The sequence below is a fragment of the Aeromonas sp. FDAARGOS 1419 genome, assembly GCF_019047045.1.
Lineage (GTDB): Bacteria > Pseudomonadota > Gammaproteobacteria > Enterobacterales > Aeromonadaceae > Aeromonas > Aeromonas veronii.
Genome location: NZ_CP077209.1, coordinates 1520265 through 1542063, shown reverse-complemented (window position 1 = coordinate 1542063; position 21799 = coordinate 1520265). Strand labels below are relative to the sequence as shown.

General features: G+C 58.5%; 16 protein-coding genes. 11 read left to right on the top strand and 5 right to left on the bottom strand.

Translation table 11 applies throughout. The features are described 5' to 3' along the window. Positions 1–75: 75 nt before the first annotated feature. Entirely contained in the window at positions 76–993 is a 918-nt protein-coding gene (locus tag I6L49_RS06750) for a DMT family transporter (RefSeq protein ID WP_005336996.1), read from the top strand. A gap of 102 nt (positions 994–1095) precedes the next feature. On the opposite strand, the gene I6L49_RS06745 is transcribed toward I6L49_RS06750, so the two are convergent. Further along, complete coding sequence (locus I6L49_RS06745; protein ID WP_181497361.1) at positions 1096–2712, bottom strand: peptide ABC transporter substrate-binding protein; 1617 nt, start codon at positions 2710–2712, stop codon at positions 1096–1098. 382 nt (positions 2713–3094) lie between these two features. Here I6L49_RS06745 and fbp point away from each other — a divergent pair, with 382 nt between their 5' ends. Then, positions 3095–4129: a class 1 fructose-bisphosphatase gene (gene fbp / locus I6L49_RS06740; protein WP_005336993.1), complete on the top strand. Its 1035-nt coding sequence runs from the start codon at positions 3095–3097 to the stop codon at positions 4127–4129. A gap of 100 nt (positions 4130–4229) precedes the next feature. On the opposite strand, the gene mfd is transcribed toward fbp, so the two are convergent. Then, entirely contained in the window at positions 4230–7697 is a 3468-nt protein-coding gene (gene mfd, locus I6L49_RS06735; RefSeq protein WP_216951609.1) for a transcription-repair coupling factor, read from the bottom strand. Positions 7698–7752: 55 nt separating this feature from the next. Continuing rightward, positions 7753–8328 carry a hypothetical protein gene (locus I6L49_RS06730; protein ID WP_064336238.1) on the bottom strand — a complete coding sequence of 192 codons (576 nt, stop codon included), beginning with the start codon at positions 8326–8328 and terminating at the stop codon, positions 7753–7755. Positions 8329–8404: 76 nt separating this feature from the next. Here I6L49_RS06730 and I6L49_RS06725 point away from each other — a divergent pair, with 76 nt between their 5' ends. From I6L49_RS06725 to lolE, 3 genes are all read left to right on the top strand, one after another. Then, a complete protein-coding gene (locus I6L49_RS06725; protein WP_040068101.1) occupies positions 8405–9640 on the top strand; it encodes a lipoprotein-releasing ABC transporter permease subunit in 1236 nt (411 codons plus the stop codon). 88 nt (positions 9641–9728) lie between these two features. Continuing rightward, positions 9729–10427, top strand: a complete 699-nt coding sequence (gene lolD / locus I6L49_RS06720; protein ID WP_005360062.1) for a lipoprotein-releasing ABC transporter ATP-binding protein LolD — start codon at positions 9729–9731, stop codon at positions 10425–10427. Further along, positions 10427–11668, top strand: coding sequence for a lipoprotein-releasing ABC transporter permease subunit LolE (lolE, locus tag I6L49_RS06715; RefSeq protein ID WP_005345089.1), 1242 nt, complete (start codon positions 10427–10429; stop codon positions 11666–11668). Before lolD ends, lolE begins: the two co-directional genes overlap by 1 nt. 88 nt (positions 11669–11756) lie before the next feature. On the opposite strand, the gene yfbR is transcribed toward lolE, so the two are convergent. Then, positions 11757–12347, bottom strand: coding sequence for a 5'-deoxynucleotidase (gene yfbR, locus I6L49_RS06710; protein ID WP_047436789.1), 591 nt, complete (start codon positions 12345–12347; stop codon positions 11757–11759). A gap of 92 nt (positions 12348–12439) precedes the next feature. After that, positions 12440–12874: a YccF domain-containing protein gene (locus tag I6L49_RS06705; RefSeq protein WP_158110079.1), complete on the bottom strand. Its 435-nt coding sequence runs from the start codon at positions 12872–12874 to the stop codon at positions 12440–12442. 441 nt (positions 12875–13315) lie between these two features. Here I6L49_RS06705 and tig point away from each other — a divergent pair, with 441 nt between their 5' ends. From tig to ppiD, 6 genes are all read left to right on the top strand, one after another. Then, entirely contained in the window at positions 13316–14626 is a 1311-nt protein-coding gene (tig, locus tag I6L49_RS06700) for a trigger factor (RefSeq protein WP_005345092.1), read from the top strand. An 86-nt stretch (positions 14627–14712) separates the two neighbouring features. After that, positions 14713–15336: an ATP-dependent Clp endopeptidase proteolytic subunit ClpP gene (gene clpP, locus I6L49_RS06695; RefSeq protein ID WP_005336979.1), complete on the top strand. Its 624-nt coding sequence runs from the start codon at positions 14713–14715 to the stop codon at positions 15334–15336. Positions 15337–15406: 70 nt separating this feature from the next. Then, a complete protein-coding gene (gene clpX, locus I6L49_RS06690) occupies positions 15407–16681 on the top strand; it encodes an ATP-dependent protease ATP-binding subunit ClpX (RefSeq protein WP_005336977.1) in 1275 nt (424 codons plus the stop codon). A 141-nt stretch (positions 16682–16822) separates the two neighbouring features. Next, the gene (lon, locus tag I6L49_RS06685) at positions 16823–19177 is read left to right on the top strand and encodes an endopeptidase La (RefSeq protein ID WP_005336976.1); all 2355 of its coding nucleotides are present in this window, start codon (positions 16823–16825) and stop codon (positions 19175–19177) included. 240 nt (positions 19178–19417) lie between these two features. Continuing rightward, positions 19418–19690, top strand: a complete 273-nt coding sequence (gene hupB, locus I6L49_RS06680; RefSeq protein WP_005315375.1) for a nucleoid-associated protein HU-beta — start codon at positions 19418–19420, stop codon at positions 19688–19690. A 150-nt stretch (positions 19691–19840) separates the two neighbouring features. Continuing rightward, on the top strand, positions 19841–21754 hold the full coding sequence (gene ppiD, locus I6L49_RS06675) for a peptidylprolyl isomerase (RefSeq protein ID WP_216950926.1): 1914 nt from the start codon (positions 19841–19843) through the stop codon (positions 21752–21754). Positions 21755–21799: the final 45 nt, after the last annotated feature.

Genomic DNA, 21799 nt, shown 5'->3' with positions numbered 1-21799 from the left:
CATGCCCACACCTTTGTTTCTCTCCCATCGCCCCCTATACTGGCCCGCTGTTGTCTCTTCGGTCTGGATCCTCTCATGCCTCTTGCCTTTCTGTTTCCCTTCTCCTGCATTGCCATCTGGGCTGGCAATGGCATCGTCAGTAAACTGGCGGTTGGTGTGTTGTCTCCTGCAGCCTTGGCCTGGTCGCGCTGGGTGGTGGCTGCGCTGGTATTAAGCCCGTTTCTGGCCCGTCGGGTATGGCGTGCGCGTGCCCGTCTGCGCGCTGGCCTTTGGCAGATCGCCATGCTGGCTTCACTGGGCATGGTGCTCAACCAGACTTTTGGTTACTACGCGGCGCAAACCCTGGGAGCCACCGAGATGGGGTTGATGATGGGACTGACGCCGCTGCTGACCGTGTTGTTCAGCATCTGGCTGTTGCGTGAGCGACCCACCTGGGGCGCCGTGCTGGGGGCGCTGCTTTCCATCCTTGGCTTGTCTATCTTGCTGGGGCAGGGGGATCCGACCCGGCTGTTTACCCAAGGCATTCATATCGGCTCTGTCTATATGCTGATTTCGGCCGGTACTTATGCCCTTTACAGTGTGCTGCTCAAGAAGTGGGATCTGGGGCTCGACAACTGGTCGTTGCTCTACGGTCAGGTGATCTGCAGTGTGGTGATCCTGACCCCCTTCTTTTTGCTGGTGGATGGCCAGTGGCCGGATGGCCGGGCTCTGTGGCTGATCCTCTATGCCGGTATCCCCACTTCGGCGCTCTCGCCCTGGCTCTGGATGCAGGGTATCGCCCTGCTCGGTGCCAACCGTACCGCCATCTTTATGAACCTGCTGCCGGTGATGACGGCTGGCCTTGCCATCACCCTGCTGGGTGAGCGGTTGACCAGCTATCACCTGATCGGGGGCGGTCTGACCCTGCTGGGTGTCTTGCTGGCACAGCTCTTGGTGCGTCCGGTGGTGATGGGTCGCCGCCGGGTGGTGCTGGCTCCTTGTCCCGAAGAGTAATCTTGCGTGAAAGCGTAAGTGGCCCAATGGCCCGCTTGGCCGCCAATGAAAAGCGCCTGCAGCAATGCAGGCGCTTTTTTATGGTTACATCTTCCTAGCCGGTTACTGGGCAACCAGATAGAGCTCCTTGCTGTAGACCACATCCTGCGGGTTAAGGTGGGGATAGCCTTTCACGAAAGGTTTGAGCAACCTGGATTTGACCGAGAAATAGATGGGAGCGATGGGGGCATCCGCATCAATGAGTGCCTCTGCCTGTTGATACAGGGCATTGCGTTCAGCGGGATCCAGCGAGTCGTGGGCCTTGGCCAGCAGGGCGTCGTACTCCTTGTTGAACCACTTGCCGCTGTTGGCGCTGCTGCTGGAGGTCATGATGTCGAGGAAGGTGGAGGCGTCGTTATAATCCCCGTTCCAGCCATAGCGGCTAACCCCGAAATCCCCCTCGTTGAGTGCCGAGACCATGGTCTTCCACTCCATGTTGTTGAGGGTGGCAGTGACCCCCAGGTTGTGTTTCCACATGGAGGAGACGGCCAGCGCAATCTTTTTGTGGCTCTCGTTGGTGTTGTAGAGAATGTCCACTGTGAGTGGCTTGTCCGGGCCATATCCCGCTTCGGCCAACAGGGCTTTGGCTTGCTTGATCCGCTCCTCTTTGCTCTGCAGCTGGCTGGCCGGTTTTTTCAATTCAAAACCGTCCACAATGGGGGGCGTGAAGCTATATGCGGCAATTTGTCCCTGTCCCAGGATCTTGTCGGTGATGGTCTCCCGGTCGATGGCCAGCGAGAGCGCCTTGCGTACTTTCGGATCATCGAACGGTTTGCGTTGGGTATTGAAGACATAGTAATAGCTGGCCAGTGTGGGGACGCTGACCAGTTCTTCCGGGCTCTTGCTCTTGAGCTGTTTGTACTGCTCCAGCGGATAAGTGGTGTAGTGCAGTTCACCGGTGCGATAGCGGTTGTAGGCGGCGGTTTCCGAGACGATCTCCAGATAGATTACCTTGTTCAGGACGGTGTGCTGGTTGTTCCAGTAGTGGGTGTTGCGCTCGGCGCTCAGCCGCTCGTTGGGGGTCCACTCCTTGAGTACAAAGGCACCGTTGGAGACGATATTGCCCGGTTTGACCCAATCCTTGCCGAATTTTTCAATGGTGGCCTTGTGGGCCGGGAACGTGGTGTAGTGGGCCAGCGTCTTCAGGAAGAAGGGAACCGGATTTTTCAGGGTGACCTGCAGGGTGTGGTCATCGAGCGCCTTGATCCCGAGCTCTGATGGGCTCTTCTTGCCCTGGGTCACCTCGCTTGCATTGACCACTCCGGTCAACTCGATAAACCAGGCGTAGTTGGAGGCCGTCTTGGGATCGGCCGCCCGTTGCCAGCCGTAGACATAATCGGCGGCGGTGACCGGTTCACCGTTTGACCACTTGGCCTCGGGTCTCAGCTTGAAGGTGTAGACGGTACCTGTCTTGTCGACCTCGTAGCTGACGGCGCCTGCTGGTTTGATCTTGCCGGTATTATCCAGCTCATAGAGCCCTTCAAACAGATCGTTGACGATGGCACTACCGGCGGTCTCTTCTACCAGCTGGGGGTCGATGGTGGTGGGTTCGGTGCCGATATTGGTCACGTAGATTTGTTGGGCATCCGGCAGCAGCTTGGTACCGGCAGGCACCTGGGCAGCCCAGGCGGGAAGGGCAAACAGTCCGGCTACCATGCCGGCAATGAGAGTCTTGTTCATTGATAATCCTTGAGTTTTATTTGCTTCCAAAGCGAAATCAGTGTGCTGGATTGGCGATCGGATCTCAAGAGGCAATGGCTGAGGGAACGGCAGGCCCATCAGACTCCATTTTTAATGGCTCAAGGCCAGTCAGCTCATGGCTTGTCGCAGGTTATTGCCACGAATTAAGGGTCCGAAAGTTATCGATTGAAACCCAATAAAAAGTGTCTTTTACTATAACGTGAGGCGAAATAGCCTATTTAATAGGCCGCTTAATTCGCTGCAAAAACAAAAAACAGACGTTACATTAGGTTACAAATCAAGGCCGCCGGTGATCGGCATTTTTTTTGCTGACGCCTGCAAACGTTTTCAATGCCAACGGATGCGATCTAAAGGAACAAAAATGCGAAACATGATCACCATGGGTGAGTTCATCGTCAAAAAGCAGGCGGATTATCCTACCGCGACCGGCGAGCTAACCTCGTTGCTCAGCTCGATCCGCCTTGCTGCCAAGGTGGTGAACCGGGAGATCAACAAGGCGGGACTGGCGGATATCATCGGTTCCATGGGCGCTGAAAACGTACAGGGCGAGGTGCAGCAGAAGCTGGATGTTTATGCCAACGAACGCTTCAAGGCGGCGCTGGAAGCGCGCGGCGAGGTGTGCGGCATGGCCTCGGAAGAGGAAGAGGACTTCGTGGCCTTTGACTCGCCACTCTCCAAAAACTCCAAGTATGTGGTGCTGATCGACCCGCTCGATGGCTCTTCCAATATCGACGTCAACGTCTCGGTCGGAACCATCTTCTCCATCTACCGCCGTTTGAGCCCGCAAGGTTCGCCGGTGACCCTGGAGGACTTCCTGCAGCCGGGCAACCGTCAGGTCGCCGCCGGTTATGTGGTTTACGGCTCCTCCACCATGCTGGTCTACACCACTGGCTTTGGCGTCAACGGCTTTACCTACGACCCCTCCATTGGCTGCTTCTGCCTCTCCCACGAGAACATCCGCATTCCGGAAGAGGGCAAGATCTACTCCATCAACGAGGGTAACTACATCAAGTTCCCGGACGGGGTGAAGAAGTACCTCAAATATTGCCAGGAGCGCGACGAGGCGACCCACAGACCTTATACCTCCCGTTATATCGGCTCCCTGGTTTCCGATTTCCATCGCAACCTGCTCAAGGGCGGCATCTACATCTATCCGTCCGGCACCAACTCGCCGAACGGCAAGCTGCGCCTGCTCTATGAGTGCAACCCGATGGCGTTTCTGGTGGAGCAGGCTGGTGGCAAGGCCTCCGACGGTTTTGGCCGCATCATGGATATCCAGCCCACCGCGCTGCACCAGCGTACCCCTTACTTTGTTGGCTCGACCAAGATGGTGGAGCGCGCCGAGGCCTTTATGCGCGAGTTCTCCGCCCATGAGGATCCTGCCAACCAGGGCTGAACGTACGCAGTAGTCAGATAGCAAATAAAAAACGGGAGCCGATATGGCTCCCGTTTTAGTTGGCGTTATCTCTCTGGCTCGCCGCCAGCACTGCAAATGCTTACAGGCTGTTGTTGGCAAGATCTGCCAGCAAGCCATCCACCAGTTTCAGGCGCATGGCGCGCTCCTGGGTTGGCATCTGGAAACGCAGCCGGGTCGGCCCGTCCATCTTGTAGACTCGTGGCTGGCTGGAGAGCAGCTTGACCAGATAGGCCGGATTGACCTTGGTCTCCTGGGTGAAGTCGAGATAGCCACCGCGCTCGCTCATCTCCACCCGGCGAATGCCAAGGGCGGTGGCACGCTGGCGGAAGGCGGCCAGCTCCAGCAGGGTTTTGGTCGCCTCCGGCAAGAGGCCAAAGCGGTCGATCAGCTCCACTTTCAGCTCGCGCAGCTCCTGCTCGTCCGCCGCACTGGCGATCCGTTTGTACATGGAGAGGCGCATATTGACGTCCGGAATATAGTCATCCGGCAGCAGTGCCGGCAGGCGCAGCTCCACCTCGGTGTGCTGGCTCATCAGCTGATCGAGCGATGGCTCCTTGCCCGATTTCAGCGCCTCGACCGCCTGCTCCAGCATCTCCATGTAGAGGGTGAAGCCGACCGATTCAATCTGGCCGCTCTGATCATCGCCAAGCAGTTCGCCCGCGCCACGGATCTCCAGATCGTGGGTGGCCAGCGCAAAACCGGCGCCGAGATCTTCAAGCGACGCGATCGCCTCCAGCCGCTTGGCCGCATCCTTGGTCATCAGCTTGGGATGGGGGGTGAGCAGGTAGGCATAGGCCTGATGGTGGGAGCGGCCAACCCGGCCCCGCAGCTGGTGCAGCTGGGCCAGACCGAGATGATCCGCCCGATCCATGATGATGGTGTTGGCGCTCGGTACGTCGATGCCGGTCTCGATGATGGTGGTGCAGACCAAGAGGTTGAAGCGCTGATGGTAGAAGTCGGACATGATCCGCTCAAGGTCGCGCTCGCGCATCTGGCCGTGGGCGATGCCGATGCGGGCCTCGGGTACCAGCTCCGCCAGGTCGGCGGCGCACTTCTCGATGCTCTCGACGTCGTTGTGCAGGTAGTAGACCTGGCCGCCACGTTTGAGTTCACGCAGCACCGCCTCGCGCACCACCGCCGGTTCGTGCTGGCGGACAAAGGTCTTGATGGCGAGTCGCTTGGCGGGTGGAGTCGCGATGATGGAGAGATCCCGCATGCCGGACATCGCCATATTGAGGGTGCGCGGAATAGGGGTGGCGGTGAGGGTGAGGATATCCACATCGGCCCGCAGCGCCTTGATCTTCTCCTTCTGGCGCACCCCGAATCTGTGCTCTTCATCGACGATGAGCAGCCCCAGATCCTTGAAAGTGAGCTCGGAGCCGAGCAGCTTGTGGGTGCCGATGATGATATCCACCTTGCCTTCGGCCAATTCCTTCATCACAGCGCTCTGCTCCTTGGCGGAACGGAAGCGGCTCAGCACCTCGACCCGCACCGGCCAGTTGGCAAAGCGGTCGCGGAAGTTGTCGTAGTGCTGCTGCGCCAGCAGGGTGGTGGGCACCAGCACGGCAACCTGCTTGCCGCCGTGCACGGCCACAAATGCCGCCCGCATCGCCACTTCGGTCTTGCCGAAACCCACGTCGCCGCACACCAGTCTGTCCATGCTCTTGGCCTGACACATGTCCCCCAGCACCGCATTGATGGCGTTGAGCTGATCGTCGGTCTCCTCGAACGGGAAGCTGGCGGCAAACTGGCGATAGGCCTCTTTGTCGTGCTTGAAGGCAAAACCGGCGCGAGCGGCGCGATGAGCGTAGACATCCAGCAATTCGGCTGCCACGTCGCGCACCTTCTCCGCCGCCTTGCGCCGCGCCTTGCTCCAGGCTTCGCCGCCGAGCTTGTGGCTGGGCGGGTTATCAGAGCCGGTGTAGCGGCTGATAAGGTGCAAACTGGTGACCGGCACGAACAGCTTGTCGCCGCCGGCATATTCGAGGGTCAAAAACTCGGTGGGCAGGCCACCGGCATCGATGGTTTCGAGCCCCAGATAGCGGCCGACCCCGTGATCCAGATGGACCACTGGCTGACCCTGGGTCAGCTCGCCCAAGTTTCTGATCACCGCATCGGAGCTCAGGTTCTTGCTCTTCTCCCGCGCCCGCTTGCTGCGCACCTTGCCGCCCAGCAGTTCGGTCTCGGTGATCAGCGCCAGTGGATCCTGACCGACCTCCTGCCACAGGAAGCCACGCTCAAGCGGTGCCACCAGCAGGCCGTGGCGATCCGGGCTCGCCATAAAGGCGTCGAGAGAGGGGAACTCCTTGGGTTGCAGTGAGATACGCGCCAGCAGATCGCCGAGTACCTCCCGCCGTCCTTCGGACTCCACCGCAAACAGGGTGCGCCCGGCAAAACCTTGGAGGAACTGGTTGAGCGCCAGCAGGGGTTGCTCTTTGCTGTGATCGAGTTGCAGGTCGGGCAGCGCGGAGATGGGCAGATCGTGCTGACCAGCATCACCGGCGGTAGCGGACTCTTGCAGCCGCACCGCACCATATTGGCCCAGAGAGGCAAAGAGCTGCTCCACCGGCAGATAGAGCTGGGCCGGGGGTAGCAGGGGGCGAGTGTTGTCCCAGCGTCTGTCTTCATAGCGCTGGCCGATATCGTTCCAGAAACGCTGGGCGGCGGGGTAGATATCCCCCACAGTGAGCAGCAGGGTCTCTTCCGGCAGGTAGTCAAACAGGCTGGCGGTCTGGTTGAAAAAGAGCGGCAGATAATACTCGATGCCGGCGGGCCAGCGCCCCTTGCTCACCTCCTGATAGACGGAACCCTCGGCCCGCGACAGCTCGAACTGCTCGCGGAACTGGCCGCGAAACAGCTCGATGGCTGCCTCGTCGGTAGGGTATTCCCTGGCGGGCAGCAGGCTGACCGTCTTGACCGGTTCGCTGGAGCGCTGGGTTTCGGGATCGAATGGGCGGATGGAGTCCACTTCATCGTCGAAGAAGTCGATGCGATAGGGGCTGCTACTGCCCATGGGGAAGAGATCGAGCAGGGAGCCGCGGGCGGCAAATTCGCCATGTTCCAGCACCTGATCCACCGCCACGTAACCCGCCTCGGCCAGGCGGCCGCGCAGCTGTTGCAGATTGAGACGCTGACCAGCCTTCACCATCAGGCTGTATTTGTCGAGATAGACCCGGGGGGCGCAGCGCAACATCAGGGTGGAGATGGGGACAATCAGTACCCCCTTGCTCATCTGCGGCAGCTTGTAGAGGGTCTCGAGCCTTTGGGAGATGATGTCCTGATGGGGAGAGAAGGTGTCGTAGGGCAGGGTCTCCCAATCGGGGAACAGCAATACGGGGGCGGACTGATCGGCTAGCTGTTTGTCTGTCAGCAAGTACTGTAACTCCTGCTCCAGGCGCAGGGCGCTCGGGGTATCGGCGGTGATAAGCAGTACCGGTCCCTTGGCTTCACTGGTGAGACGGGCTGCAATCAGCGAGAGGCTGCTGCCGACCAGCTGGCCGAGCGTGATCTTTTGGCCCGCTTTGGCGGGCAAGGCGGGGAGTGTCATTGGCATGATTCGATTCTTTTAACGTTGACGTTATCTATCGCGACGTTCGCTATGGTTAGCGCTGACGTTCTTGGGCGCGCAGCTTGAGCTGCTTCGATTGCACGTGGAGGCTGGCACGAACCAGCAGTTCACGGTCATCTTCGCGGATCCGCACATAGTCGAGCTGCACATGGGTGCCATGTTCACCGCCGTCGAGCTGTTTGACCTGGCCATAGCAGTAGATGGCGGCCGCCTCTTCCCGCAGGAAAATCTTGAGGCGCACGATCTGGTGCAGGTGCGGCGCATCCCCGTGACCATGATAGGGGTGCAGGTAGGTGAGTTGGCCAGCCCCGAAGCGCAGGGTGTGAAAGCGCTGCTCCGGATGGTCCTGCAGGGAGAGCACATAGCCCATGATCATGTCGATCTTGCGGGACTGCTGATTGACGATCTCGATCAGATCGTGCATCGACTCGTTCTGGTTGCGCAGCAGGCGAGTGGTCACCAGATCGATGGAGGTAATGGCCGAAGAGATCCGAAAGGGCTCCGGCAGCTCAGCGTCCAGCTCCTCCAGCGAGGGGAGGTGGAAGTCGGCCGGCATGGGGATCACATTGACCGGCGTGGCATGAGTGACGCTGAAGAACTGTTCCTGCATGGAGGCTATCCCTTGTTGTCATGGACGGTTTCCCTTTATTATCCGGTATCTTATTTTGTTGGCAACGTACATATCCTTGAAGACCGGACTTTTTCAGCCCCTTTCGCTGGCCATCGGCCTGCGTTATGCAGGCTCGAAGCGCAGCAATCGCTTCGTCTCATTTATCTCCCTGTTCTCTACCTTTGGCATCGCCATCGGGGTCGCCGCCCTGATGGTGGTCATTTCGGTGATGAACGGTTTCGAAGGGCAGCTCAAAGGGCGCATCCTCGGGGTGATCCCCCATGTGGTGGTGACCAATCAGGCTGGCCGTATTGATGCAGACCCGCAAGGCTTGCCGGATCTGGCCAAATTACCCCATGTGGTCGCCTCGGCCCCCATGCTCGACAGCGAAGGGATGCTGCAAAGCCCCGGCCAGCTGACCGGGGTGAGTGTGCAGGGGATCGACCCTGCAAAGTGGCCCAAGGATGACATCCTCCACAGCCAGATGCTGGGGGGGCGCCTCGATACCCTGCAGGCCGGCCACTACCGCATCGTGCTGGGGCAGGGGGTGGCACGTCGCCTCAATGTCTCCATCGGCGATCAGGTTCGCCTGATCCTGACCGAGGGGACCCGCTTCACTCCCTTTGGTCGGGTACCGGCCCAGCGCCTCTTTACCGTCTCCGGTATCTTCGGGGTCGGCGCCGATGTGGATAACCAGATTGCGCTGATCGCACTGGGAGATGCCCAGCGCTTGCTGCGTCTGCCGACAGAAACCGTCGGTGGCATTCGCCTCTGGCTCGATGATCCCTTTGCGGCTGACGAAGTGATCAAGACGCCGCTGCCGGATGGCTTGCTATGGCAGGATTGGCGCCGCGAGCGGGGCGAGCTGTTCCAGGCGGTCGCCATGGAAAAACGGATGATGGGGCTGATGCTGGTGCTGATCATCGCCGTCGCTACTTTCAACATCCTCTCCGCGCTGGTGATGGTGGTGACGGACAAGGAGGGTGAAGTGGCTATCCTGCGCACCATGGGCATGAGTGAATCGGGGATCGTCAAAATCTTCATGGTGCTTGGCGCCTCCAGCGGGGTGATTGGCGCCCTGTTTGGCGGACTGGCGGGCCTGGCGCTCTCCCTGGGTCTCAACCCTCTGCTCAATGCGGTGGGGCTCAACCTCTATATGGCGGCGGGCGGCAGTGGCCTGCCGGTGATTGTCGAGCCGGCTCAGGTCATCACCATTTTGCTGGGCGCCGTGCTGCTGAGCTTCAGTGCCACCCTTTACCCGGCGGCACGCGCCGCACGGGTGAAACCGGCCGAGGCGCTGCGTTATGAGTAATGCCGTGAATAATGCATCTTCTGTTGTGACTGGTGCCCCCGTAGTTGCGGGTGCCAGCGTTGTTACCGAGGCAAGTGGAGCCCCTGTTATGAATGAAGCCGTATCCCGTGAACCTCTGCTGCGCTGCCAGGCGCTCAATCATGTCTATAAAGAGGGGGAGCTGGAGACTCAGGTGCTCAAGGGGATCGATCTCTGCGTCGCGCCCGGTGAAATGCTGGCGGTGGTGGGGAGCTCGGGCTCCGGCAAGACCACTCTGCTGCATCTGATGGGGGCGCTGGACAACCCCTCCAGCGGCGCCGTGCTGTTCAAGGGGGAGGATATCCACCATTGGGACAGCCGTACCCAGGCCCGTTTTCGCAACCGCGAGCTGGGCTTTGTCTACCAGTTCCACCACCTGCTCTCCGAGTTCAGTGCGCTGGAAAATGCGGCCATGCCGCTGCTGATCGCCGGTGAGTCGGTGGCGGTTGCCACCGAAAAGGCAACCAGGATGCTGGGGCGGGTGGGGCTCTCCCATCGCTTGAATCACCGTCCCTCCGAGCTCTCCGGTGGCGAACGTCAGCGGGTGGCGATCGCCCGGGCGCTGGTCAACGAACCGAGTCTGGTGCTGGCGGATGAGCCTACCGGCAATCTGGATCACGCCAGTGCCACCGCGGTGTACGAACTGCTGTGTGAACTGAATCGTGAACTGGGCACTGCGTTTGTGGTAGTGACTCACGACTTGAGCCTCGCGGCCAAGCTCCATCGCCGGGTGACCCTGGTGAGCGGCGTGATGGCGGAGGTTGCCTGATGTTCAAACCGCTGCCCCTCTTTCTGGGCCTGCGTTACAGCCGCTCCCGCCGTCGCAACGGGTTTATCGCCTTTATCTCTGCCTCTTCCCTGATCGGTATTGCCCTCGGGGTGATGGCGCTGATCCTGGGCCTCTCCGCCATGAACGGTTTCGAGCGGGAGCTTAAAGATCGGGTGCTCTCGGTCGTGCCGCAAGGTGAGCTGGACGCCGTCGAGCGGCCGCTGCCGGATTGGCCACGTCTGCGTGACTATCTGCTGGCCCAGCCGGGCGTTGAGGCGGCTGCGCCGGTCATTCGCCTTAATGGCCTGCTGGAGCATGGCTCTGCCCTCAAGGGGGTGCAACTGCGCGCCGTGCTGCCCGATCTGGAAGCCAATCTGTCGGATGCCGGCAAATACATGACGGGCCGTGGTCTGCGTGAGCTGCAACCGGGTGAACGTGGGGTGATCCTTGGCAAGACCATCGCCGACAAGCTGGGGGTCAAGGTGGGGGATTCTGTTGCCCTGCTGCTGCCGCAAGGGGGCGATCAGGCGGGGATCAAGAATCCCCGCCGCGAAGCCCTGACCGTGGTAGGGCTGCTGGAGATCGGCGGTCAGCTCGACGGCCTACTCGGCTTTATGCATCTGGCCGATGCGCAAGCGATCACCGGCATGGGCAGCGATGTGGAGGGCTTCAGCCTGCGGGTGAGCGATGTGCTCAAGGCGCAATCCATCACCGTAGCCGCCGCGCAGCAGTTCCCTCATCACGTCTATATCCGCAGCTGGATGAACAGCCAGGGTTACCTCTATCAGGACATCCAGATGGTGCGTACCGTCATGTATGTGGTGATGCTGATGGTGGTGGCCGTCGCCTGCTTCAACATCGTCTCCACCCTGGTGATGGCGGTGAACGAGAAGCGCAGCGAGATCGCCATCCTGAAAACCATGGGGGCGAGCCCTGGCCAGATCCGGCTTACCTTCGTCATTCAGGGGATGGTCAACGGCGTGGCCGGTGCCCTGCTTGGCGCCCTGCTGGGCGGGCTGCTTTCGAGCAAGCTGACCCAGATCTTGAGCGTTGTCGAAAAGCTTATTGGCCACCGCTTCCTCAATCCGGATATCTACTTTATCGACTTTTTGCCAACCGAGTTGCATATGCAGGATCTGCTCATCGTGACGGGTGCCGCCATCCTGATGAGTCTGGTGGCGACCCTCTATCCCGCCTGGCGGGCGAGCGGTCTGGTACCGTCCCGCGAGCTGGGTCACTGATGGGTTGCATCTAATCCGCTGATAAAGACGAAGAGCCCGCCGGTGTTAAACCGGCGGGCTCTTCTGTTTTCAGGTCATGTAGACTGGCTTAGTGAGCGTTGAGCTCATCGAGCGGCAGGGAGAAGCTGGCCACAAAGGTGTCGATAAAGTAGCGCATCTCATCGCTCATCCGCGCTGCCAGCATGGCCTCAAGGCGTTTGCGAGCCGGTTCGAACTCCCGGTTTCCCGCGTTGATCTCCTCCAGACACTTGGTATAGGCGCAGAGGGTGTCGGCATCCTTGACCAGCCTGGCCAGCTCGTCATCCTGGGCTGCCGAATCGAGCAGGGGGCGAAAGTCCTCCACCAGTTCCGGCGGCAGCATGCCAAGCAGACGCTGCTCGGCGGCCAGTTCTATCTTCTTGTACTCGCGGGCAATTTCGGGGTTGAAGTATTTGACCGGGGTAGGCAGATCGCCGGTCAGCACCTCACTGCTGTCGTGGTAGAGGGCCATCACGGCGGCGCGGTCGGCATTCACGCTGCCGCCAAACAGCCGGTTTTTGATGATGCCGAGGGCATGGGCCACCATGGCGACCTGCAGGCTGTGTTCGGCAATGTTTTCCGGCTGGATGTTGCGCATCAGGGGCCAGCGGTAGATGAGTTTCATGCGGGCGAGATTGGCGAAAAAGTGGCTGGGTAACATGATGGCCTCAACAAAAGAGAATAAAAAAGGACAGACCCTAGTCTGCCCTTTTTTTCGTTGCAGGGCAGCGTCTGCCCGCGCATTTCCCGTGTTTAGCGGATATAGCGGCCCGATTCCGCCTCCTGGTTGGTCACAATCATCTGGCCGATAGGAGCCAGGCTGATCAGCGCCAGCTTGAGGTGCTGGATACCGAACGGGATACCGATAATGGTTACGAAGCAGGCCAGCGCGGAAGCGATGTGGCCGATGGCGAGCCAGACACCGATCAGCACGAACCAGAGGATGTTGCCAATCAGCCCCAGAGTGCCGGTGCCGATATCGCTCTGGCCGGTCATGGTCTTGCGGTTGACCGCCTGCTTGCCAAACGGGAAGAAGGTAAAGGTGCCGATCACGAAGCAGGCACGTCCCCAGGGGATGCCGACCAGCGAGATAAAGCAGACAAGACCGGCCAGCCACCATGCCAGGCCCATAAAGATACCTCCCAGTACAAACCAGAGCAGATTGAACAAGAAGCGGAAAAAGGCCATGTGAGTGACTCCAGATCATCAATTTGGTTGCCACCATAACGAGGGAGGGGTAGGGACGCAATGGTTGATTGGCCCAATCGCCATTTGGCTGGACAAATTGAGTCGCCGCCCGCAACGGTGGGCTGTGTTTCGGCGAAAGATGGGCAATAAAGCGGCGTTCGGATGAAAAAAGGTGAGCAAACGCAAAATTATTGCCATCGGATAGTTGAAGTCTGGCACCTCTCTCCCCATATAAAGGGCAGTTTTGCACGAATTGTGCTTGCACGCCGCTCAATGTGGGGGATGTGTGGCTCGACTCGACCAAAGTGCGCCGCTATAATGCCGCGTCATATTTTCTCATCACAAAGACATATCGTTGTCTTTATAAACAGGAAGACTCCGGGCTTTGCCCAGGGGCAATAAAGGGTCAGCACACAGTGCTGAGTTGAACGAGGTAGAAGAATGCAAGTTTCTGTAGAGACAACCCAGGGTCTGGAACGCCGTCTTACCATCACTGTACCGGCCGCTACCGTAGACGCCGCTGTGCGTAAAGAATTGAATGGCCTGGCCAAAACTCGTCGCATCGACGGTTTCCGTCCTGGCAAGGCTCCGGTTGCCATCATCAAGAAGATGTTCGGCGCCATGGCTCACGCCCGCGTTGCTGATGAAATGATGCAGAGCAACTTCATCAAAGCCATCATCGAAAACAAACTGAGCCCGGCCGGTGCCCCGACCATGGATCCGAAAGAGATCAAAGAAGGTCAGGATTTTGAATTCACCGCCACTTTCGAAGTGTATCCGGAGTTCGAAGTTGCAGGTCTTGAGACCATCAAGGTCGAGAAGCCGGTTGCGACCGTGAAGGATGAAGATCTGGCCAACATGATCGACACCCTGCGCAAGCAGCACGCTACCTGGGCTGATGCCGATGTTGCCGCTGCCAATGGCATGCGTGTGACCATGGATTTCGTCGGTTCCATCGACGGTGAAGAGTTCGACGGCGGCAAAGCTGAAGGCTTCAACCTGGTGCTGGGCGCTGGCCGTATGATCCCGGGCTTCGAAGACGCCATCCTGGGCAAGAAAGCGGGCGACGAGTTCACCATTGAAGTGACCTTCCCGGCTGACTACCACGCTGAAAACCTGAAAGGCAAAGAAGCCAAGTTCGCTTCCAAGCTGATCAAGGTTGAAGAGCAGATCCTGCCTGAGCTGACCGAAGAGTTCGTCAAGCGTTTCGGTATCGAGAGCGGTTCTGTTGAAGAGCTGAAAGCCGAAGTGCGCAAGAACATGGAGCGCGAACTGGCTCAAGCCCTGAAAAACAGCGTGAAAGAGCAGGTTCTGAACGGTCTGGTTGAAGCCAACCAAATCGACCTGCCGAAAGCAGCTGTTGCTCAAGAGATCGACGCTCTGCGTCAGCAGGCTCTGCAGCGCTTCGGTGGTTTCCAGGGCGGTAACGCTCCCGAGCTGCCGGCTGAACTGTTCCAGGCTCAAGCCGAGCGTCGTGTACGCGTAGGCCTGCTGCTGGGTGACGTGATCCGCACCAACGAGATCAAGGCTGACGATGCCCGTGTAAACAGCATCATCGAGTCCATGGCGACTGCCTACGAAGATCCGAAGGAAGTGATCGAGTACTATCAGAAGAACGAACAGATGCTGAACGGCGTTCGTAACCTGGCAGTAGAAGATCAAGCCATCGACCTGATCCTGTCCAAAGCGCAAGTGACCGAAAAAGAAGTTGCCTTTGACGAAGTGATCAACAAGTCTGGCGCCGCTGCCTAAGAACATTTGACTTAAGGTCAAGACTGTTAAGTATAATGGCTCGTGTGATCTCCACTCGGGCCATTTTATTTTAGGGACAATGCCTTATGTACAAGAACTATAACGATATGACCGATTCTCCCAGCAATGCGCTGGTCCCCATCGTGGTCGAACAGACTGCCAAGGGTGAACGTTCCTACGATATTTACTCCCGTCTGCTGAAAGAGCGGGTGATCTTCCTGACTGGTCAGGTTGAAGATCACATGGCTAATCTGGTGGTTGCCCAGCTGCTGTTCCTCGAGTCCGAGAATCCGGACAAGGACATCTATATCTACATCAACTCGCCGGGTGGTTCGGTGACTGCGGGCATGTCCATCTACGACACCATGCAGTTCATCAAGCCGGATGTCAGCACCGTCTGCATGGGGCAGGCCTGCTCCATGGGTGCCTTCCTGCTGGCTGGCGGTGCCAAGGGCAAGCGTTTCTGCCTGCCTAACGCCCGCGTGATGATCCACCAGCCGCTGGGTGGCTTCCAGGGTCAGGCATCTGATATCCAGATCCACGCCCAGGAGATCCTGAAGATCAAAAATACCCTGAACGAGCGCCTGGCGTTCCACACCGGTCAGGATATGGCTACCATCGAGCGTGACACCGATCGTGACAACTTCATGTCCGCCGAGCAGGCCGTGGCCTATGGTCTGGTAGACGGAGTCCTGAGCCAGCGTAGCTGAGCAGGGTGTCCCGGTCTGTTGTAAACTCAACAGGCCGATCCATCCTCTATTGATAAAACGAGGTTGCTGAATGACAGAGAAACGCAAGGGTGAGGGTGATAAGCTGCTCTACTGCTCTTTTTGCGGCAAAAGCCAGCATGAAGTGCGCAAGCTGATCGCTGGCCCTTCCGTCTACATATGTGATGAGTGTGTCGAGCTGTGCAACGACATCATCCGCGAAGAGATCCGCGAGATCTCGCCCAAGCGCGATGGTAACGAGCTGCCGACCCCTCATCAGATCCGCGCTCATCTCGATGACTATGTGATCGGGCAGGAGTATGCTAAGAAGGTGTTGGCCGTTGCCGTCTACAACCACTACAAGCGTCTGCGCAACAGCGGCGAAAACAGTGGTGTGGAGCTCGGCAAATCCAACATCCTGCTGATTGGCCCGACCGGTAGCGGTAAAACCCTGCTGGCCGAGACTCTGGCTCGTCTGCTGGATGTGCCGTTCACCATGGCCGATGCGACCACCCTGACCGAAGCCGGTTATGTGGGCGAGGACGTGGAGAACATCATCCAGAAGCTGCTGCAAAAGTGCGACTACGACGTAGAGAAGGCCCAGCGTGGCATCGTCTATATCGACGAGATCGACAAGATCTCCCGCAAGTCGGACAACCCCTCCATCACCCGCGATGTCTCCGGGGAAGGGGTACAGCAAGCACTGCTCAAGCTGATCGAAGGGACCATCGCTTCCGTGCCGCCGCAAGGCGGTCGCAAGCACCCGCAGCAGGAGTTCTTGCAGGTTGATACCTCCAAGATCCTCTTCATCTGTGGCGGTGCCTTTGCCGGTCTGGACAAGGTGATCGAGCAGCGTTCCGTTAAGGGAACCGGTATCGGTTTTGGCGCCGAGGTGAAATCCAAGGATGCCAAGGCCACCCTGAGTGAGACCTTCGCCAAGGTAGAGCCGGAAGATCTGATCAAGTATGGTCTCATCCCCGAGTTCATCGGCCGTCTGCCGGTGGTGGCGACCCTGACCGAGCTGGACGAGTCTGCCCTTATCCAGATCCTGAAAGAGCCGAAAAACGCGCTGACCAAACAGTACGCGGCGTTGTTCGATCTGGAAGGGGTCGAGCTGGAGTTCCGTGACGATGCGCTCAACGCCATTGCCCGCAAGGCGATGGAGCGTAAAACCGGTGCTCGTGGTCTGCGTTCCATCGTGGAAGCCGTGCTGCTGGATACCATGTATGACCTGCCTTCTCTGGAAGGGGTCAGCAAGGTGGTGATCGACGAAACCGTGATCAAAGGGGACTCCGCGCCCTTGATGATCTACGAGAATCCCGAAACCCAGGCTGCTGCATCAGAGTAAATGTCTGATTTTTAATCAAATGGAAGGGGCTTTTTGCCCCTTTCATGCTTTTTACGGTTTCGGCGATTGAATCTCATCTCAGCGCCCCCATATACTCAGCCAAGCGCTTTGCCAACGGTATAACAAGCCGAGAGGACATATATGAACCTAGAGCGTTCAGAACGCATCGAGATTCCCGTCCTGCCTCTTCGTGACGTGGTGGTTTATCCCCACATGGTCATTCCACTCTTTGTGGGGCGGGAAAAATCCATTCGCTGTCTGGAAGCGGCCATGGAGCAGGACAAGAAAGTTCTGCTGGTGGCCCAGAAGGATGCGTCAACCGATGAGCCAACGGTGGAGGAGATCTTCACCGTCGGGACAGTGGCCAATATTCTGCAGATGCTCAAGCTGCCGGACGGCACCGTCAAGGTGTTGGTAGAGGGTGGGCAGCGTGCCCGCCTGGAGCGGATGATCGACGACAAGGATTTCTTTGTCTGCGAGGCCCAGTACATTCCCTCCCAAGCCATTGAGGAGAAGGATCAGGAAGTGCTGGTTCGCTCCGCCATCGGCCAGTTTGAAGGCTATATCAAGCTCAACAAGAAGATCCCGCCCGAGGTACTGACCTCGATCTCGGCGATCGACGATGCTGCGCGTCTGGCTGACACCATGGCGGCCCACATGCCGCTCAAGCTGGAAGACAAGCAGAAGGTGCTGGAGATCGTCTCGGTCTCCGAGCGCATCGAATTCCTGATGGCGATGATGGAGTCGGAAATTGACCTGCTGCAGGTTGAGAAGCGCATCCGTACTCGCGTCAAGAAGCAGATGGAAAAGAGCCAGCGCGAGTATTACCTCAACGAGCAGATGAAGGCCATCCAGAAAGAGCTGGGTGAGTTGGAAGATAGCCCGGATGAGTTTGAAGCCCTCAATCGCAAGATTGAAGAGGCTGGCATGCCGGAAGATGCCCGTGAAAAGGCCCAGGCCGAGCTTGCCAAGCTGAAGATGATGTCTCCCATGTCCGCCGAGGCTACCGTGGTTCGCAGCTATGTGGACTGGATGGTACAGGTGCCGTGGAAGGCGCGATCCAAGGTCAAGAAAGACCTTGGCAAGGCGCAAGAGGTGCTGGATGCCGATCACTATGGCCTCGAGAAGGTCAAGGATCGCATCCTCGAATATCTGGCGGTACAGGCACGGGTGAACAAGCTAAAGGGCCCCATCCTCTGTCTGGTTGGGCCTCCCGGTGTGGGCAAGACCTCGCTGGGTCAATCCATCGCCAAGGCGACAGGCCGCAAATATGTGCGGATGGCCCTCGGTGGGGTGCGTGACGAAGCGGAGATCCGCGGTCACCGCCGTACCTATATCGGTTCCATGCCTGGCAAGCTCATCCAGAAGATGGCGAAAGTCGGCGTGAAGAACCCGCTGTTCCTGCTCGACGAGATCGATAAGATGAGCTCGGACATGCGTGGCGATCCCGCATCCGCCTTGCTGGAAGTGCTGGATCCGGAACAGAACAACAGCTTCAACGATCACTACCTGGAAGTGGATTATGACCTGTCGGACGTCATGTTCGTGGCCACCTCCAACTCCATGAATATCCCGGGTCCCTTGCTGGACCGGATGGAAGTGATCCGCCTCTCCGGTTACACCGAAGACGAGAAGCTCAACATTGCCAAGCAGCATCTGGTTGCCAAGCAGATCCAGCGCAACGGCCTGAAAGAGTCCGAGATCACCATCGAAGATTCTGCCCTGGTCGGAGTGATCCGCTACTACACCCGCGAGGCGGGTGTGCGGAGTCTGGAGCGCGAGATCTCCAAGATTTGTCGCAAGGCGGTCAAGCGCATCCTGCTGGACAAGAGCATCAAGCACGTTCAGGTCAATCAGGAGAACCTCAAGGAGTTCCTCGGGGTGCAGCGTTTCGATTACGGCAAGGCCACCGACCAGAATCAAGTGGGTCAGGTGTGTGGTCTGGCGTGGACCGAAGTGGGGGGCGATCTGCTCACCATCGAGACCACCAACATGCCGGGCAAGGGCAAGCTCACTTATACCGGTTCTCTCGGTGATGTGATGCAGGAGTCCATCCAGGCGGCCATGACGGTCGTACGAGCCCGTGCCGAGAAGCTGCGCATCAATGCCGACTTCTACGAGAAGCGCGATATCCACGTGCACGTACCGGAAGGGGCAACCCCGAAAGATGGTCCGAGCGCCGGTATCGCCATGTGTACCGCCCTGGTCTCCAGCTTGACCGGTAATCCGGTTCGTGCTGATGTGGCGATGACAGGGGAGATCACCTTGCGCGGCGAAGTGCTGCCCATCGGTGGTCTCAAGGAGAAGTTGCTGGCAGCCCACCGTGGCGGCATCAAGCGAGTGCTTATTCCGAAAGAGAACGAGCGTGACCTTGAGGAGATCCCGGCAAACGTCAAACAAGACCTTGAAATTTATCCGGTTCGCTGGATTGACGAGGTGCTGGAATTGGCGTTGCAGGACAATCCACAGGGGTTTGAGCGCGTTTCTGTCGTGTAAATGTTGATGCGCCGCAAATTTGGCGCATTCGGCGGGTGGTTAAGGCTTGCATGCGCCCGATAACGGAAGTAGCCTTGACCACCGATCGGGTACTCGTGATGAGTCGCAATGCGTTGTGTGGCGCGGGTTTGCGCCAGATTGTCACTTGCAACTGATCAGGAGGCTTGCTATAAAACCTCCACTTGTTGTGGCCAGGGAAATCAGCGCCGCAGCGGTGTTTGATAAAAGGGGAATATAAGAGTGAATAAATCTCAACTGATTGACAAGATTGCAGACGGTGCCGATATCTCCAAAGCTGCCGCTGGCCGTGCGTTGGATGCCTTCATTGATGCTGTTGGTGAAGCGCTGAAAGAGGGTGACCAGGTTGCTCTGGTTGGTTTCGGTACTTTCGCTGTACGCGAGCGTGCTGCCCGTTCAGGCCGTAACCCGCAGACTGGCGCGACCATCGAAATCGCTGCTGGTAAAGTTCCTGCCTTCAAAGCCGGTAAGGCCCTGAAAGACGCTGTTAACTAAGCCGGTCGCTGATATCCGTCGGCTACCGTCCTTGGTCGCAGACCAGACAAGTTAGAGAGTCTTCTCTCATACTGATTGACCAAGGCGCATCGCAATCGGTGCGCCTTTTTATTGTTTACGCCCATCGAGTTCGGGAGCATAAGTACAAACATGATGTTGGATAAACTACGCGAAGGGGCGCAGGGCAAGGTAGCCAAGGTTATCTTGGGCCTGATCATCCTCTCCTTTGCCTTGGCTGGTGTAGGTAGTTACCTGAACGGCCCGGCCCGTACCGCCCCCGCCACCGTCAATGGCACCGAGATCAGTGCTGCGGCACTGGAAAATGCCTACCGTAACGAGCGCGCCCGCATGGAATCCCAGATGGGAGAGGCATTCAGCCAGCTGGCCGCGAACCCCGATTACATGAAACAGTTCCGTCGCGGTGTGCTGGATCGCCTGATCGATCAGGCGCTGCTGGACAGCAAGGCTCGCGAGCTGGGTCTGCGCGTCAGCGATGAGCAGATCAAGCAGGCCATCGTGGCCATGCCCGAGTTTGCCGAGAACGGCAAGTTCAACAATGATCGCTATCTGCAGCTGATCCGCCGTGCCGGCATGACTCCTGAAATGTTCCGTGACTCCCTGCGTCAGGACATGGTGCGTCAACAGTTGATGAGCGCCCTGCTGGGCACCGAATTCTCCCTCAAGGGCGAAGCGGAGCAGCTCGACAAGCTCTACAACCAGACTCGCGATCTGCGTTTGGTGCGTCTGGCTGCTGCCAACTACATGGCTGACGTTCAGGTCTCCGACAACGAGCTGGAGCAGTACTACAAGACCAATGGCGCCCGTTTTATGAACGACGAACAGGTCAAGGTCGACTATCTGCTGCTGGACGCCGCCAACCTCGCCAAGGATATCAAGGTCACCGAGCAGGATGCCCAGGATTACTACGATCAGCACCAGGATCTGTTCCAGCGTGCCGAGCGTCGCCACGTGGCTCACATCCTGATCCCGTTTGGCAAGGACGAGAAAGCGGCCGAGCAGAAAGCAGAAGCCGTGCTGGCCAAAGCCAAGGCAGGTGATGATTTCGCTGCGCTGGCCAAGGCTGACTCTTCCGATACCTTCTCTGCCAAAAAAGGCGGCGAGCTGGACTGGTTCGAGAAAGGGGTGATGGATCCGGCCTTCGAGAAAGCCGCGTTCGCCCTGAACAAGGCTGGCGATCTCTCCGGCGTGGTGAAGAGCCCGTTCGGTTTCCACATCATCAAGCTGCTGGGGGTTGAAGCAGCCCAGACCAAGCCGTTTGCCGATGTGAAAGAAGAGACCATCACTCGTCTGCAAGCTGACAAGGCCAAGGAGAAATTCTTCGCCGAGCAGCAGAAGATGGCTGACAACAGCTTCGAAAACCCGGACTCGCTGGATCTGACCGCTGATGCCATGGGGATGAAGGTTCAATCTTCCGATTTCTTCACCCAGGCGACTGCTCCGGCTCCGCTGAACGATCCCAAGGTGCTTTCCGTAGCGTTCTCCGAACAGCTGCGCGATGACAACACCAACTCCGACGTGATCGAGCTGGCTGACGGCAAGGCGCTGGTGCTGCACATCACTGGTCACAAGCCCAAAGCGGTCAAGCCGCTGGCCGAGGTGAAAGAGCAGGTGATTGCCGCCATCAAGCATGACAAGGCTAGCGAAGTGGCCCGTGGCAAGGCCCAGGGCCTGCTGGACAAGCTGAAGGTAGGTGAGAGCATCACCGCCGATCTGACTGCACTCGGTCTGAAAGTGGAGACCCACAAAGGGGTTGCCCGCTTCGATCGCGAGCTGGATCAGAACCTGATTGCCCAGGCGTTCACGCTGCCTCATCCGGTCGACGGCAAGCCGAGTGTGGCTCTGGTTGCCGAGACCAATGGTGACCGCGTTGTGGTTGCGCTGGACAAGGTCAACGTCCCTGCCGCTGCATCCGGTATGGCCGCCATGCTGCAAGCTCAGCTGGGTCAGGGCAAAGCCCAGGTGGATTACAAGTCTCTGATCGACGAGTTGCGCAAAGCAGCCAAGATCGAGTACTTCACCAGTGTGGAAGCGACCGTCGAGTAATCGGCACTGCGCAATCCATTGAAAACGGCTCCTTGATGGAGCCGT

Excerpts from the sequence above, each read along its gene's own strand:
- I6L49_RS06750 (WP_005336996.1), top strand. The coding sequence starts at position 76 with ATGCCTCTTGCCTTTCTGTTTCCCTTCTCCTGCATTGCCATCTGGGCT.
- I6L49_RS06745 (WP_181497361.1), bottom strand. The coding sequence starts at position 2,712 with ATGAACAAGACTCTCATTGCCGGCATGGTAGCCGGACTGTTTGCCCTT.
- fbp (WP_005336993.1), top strand. The coding sequence starts at position 3,095 with ATGCGAAACATGATCACCATGGGTGAGTTCATCGTCAAAAAGCAGGCG.
- mfd (WP_216951609.1), bottom strand. The coding sequence starts at position 7,697 with ATGACACTCCCCGCCTTGCCCGCCAAAGCGGGCCAAAAGATCACGCTC.
- I6L49_RS06730 (WP_064336238.1), bottom strand. The coding sequence starts at position 8,328 with ATGCAGGAACAGTTCTTCAGCGTCACTCATGCCACGCCGGTCAATGTG.
- lolD (WP_005360062.1), top strand. The coding sequence starts at position 9,729 with ATGAATGAAGCCGTATCCCGTGAACCTCTGCTGCGCTGCCAGGCGCTC.
- lolE (WP_005345089.1), top strand. The coding sequence starts at position 10,427 with ATGTTCAAACCGCTGCCCCTCTTTCTGGGCCTGCGTTACAGCCGCTCC.
- yfbR (WP_047436789.1), bottom strand. The coding sequence starts at position 12,347 with ATGTTACCCAGCCACTTTTTCGCCAATCTCGCCCGCATGAAACTCATC.
- I6L49_RS06705 (WP_158110079.1), bottom strand. The coding sequence starts at position 12,874 with ATGGCCTTTTTCCGCTTCTTGTTCAATCTGCTCTGGTTTGTACTGGGA.
- tig (WP_005345092.1), top strand. The coding sequence starts at position 13,316 with ATGCAAGTTTCTGTAGAGACAACCCAGGGTCTGGAACGCCGTCTTACC.
- clpP (WP_005336979.1), top strand. The coding sequence starts at position 14,713 with ATGTACAAGAACTATAACGATATGACCGATTCTCCCAGCAATGCGCTG.
- clpX (WP_005336977.1), top strand. The coding sequence starts at position 15,407 with ATGACAGAGAAACGCAAGGGTGAGGGTGATAAGCTGCTCTACTGCTCT.
- lon (WP_005336976.1), top strand. The coding sequence starts at position 16,823 with ATGAACCTAGAGCGTTCAGAACGCATCGAGATTCCCGTCCTGCCTCTT.
- ppiD (WP_216950926.1), top strand. The coding sequence starts at position 19,841 with ATGATGTTGGATAAACTACGCGAAGGGGCGCAGGGCAAGGTAGCCAAG.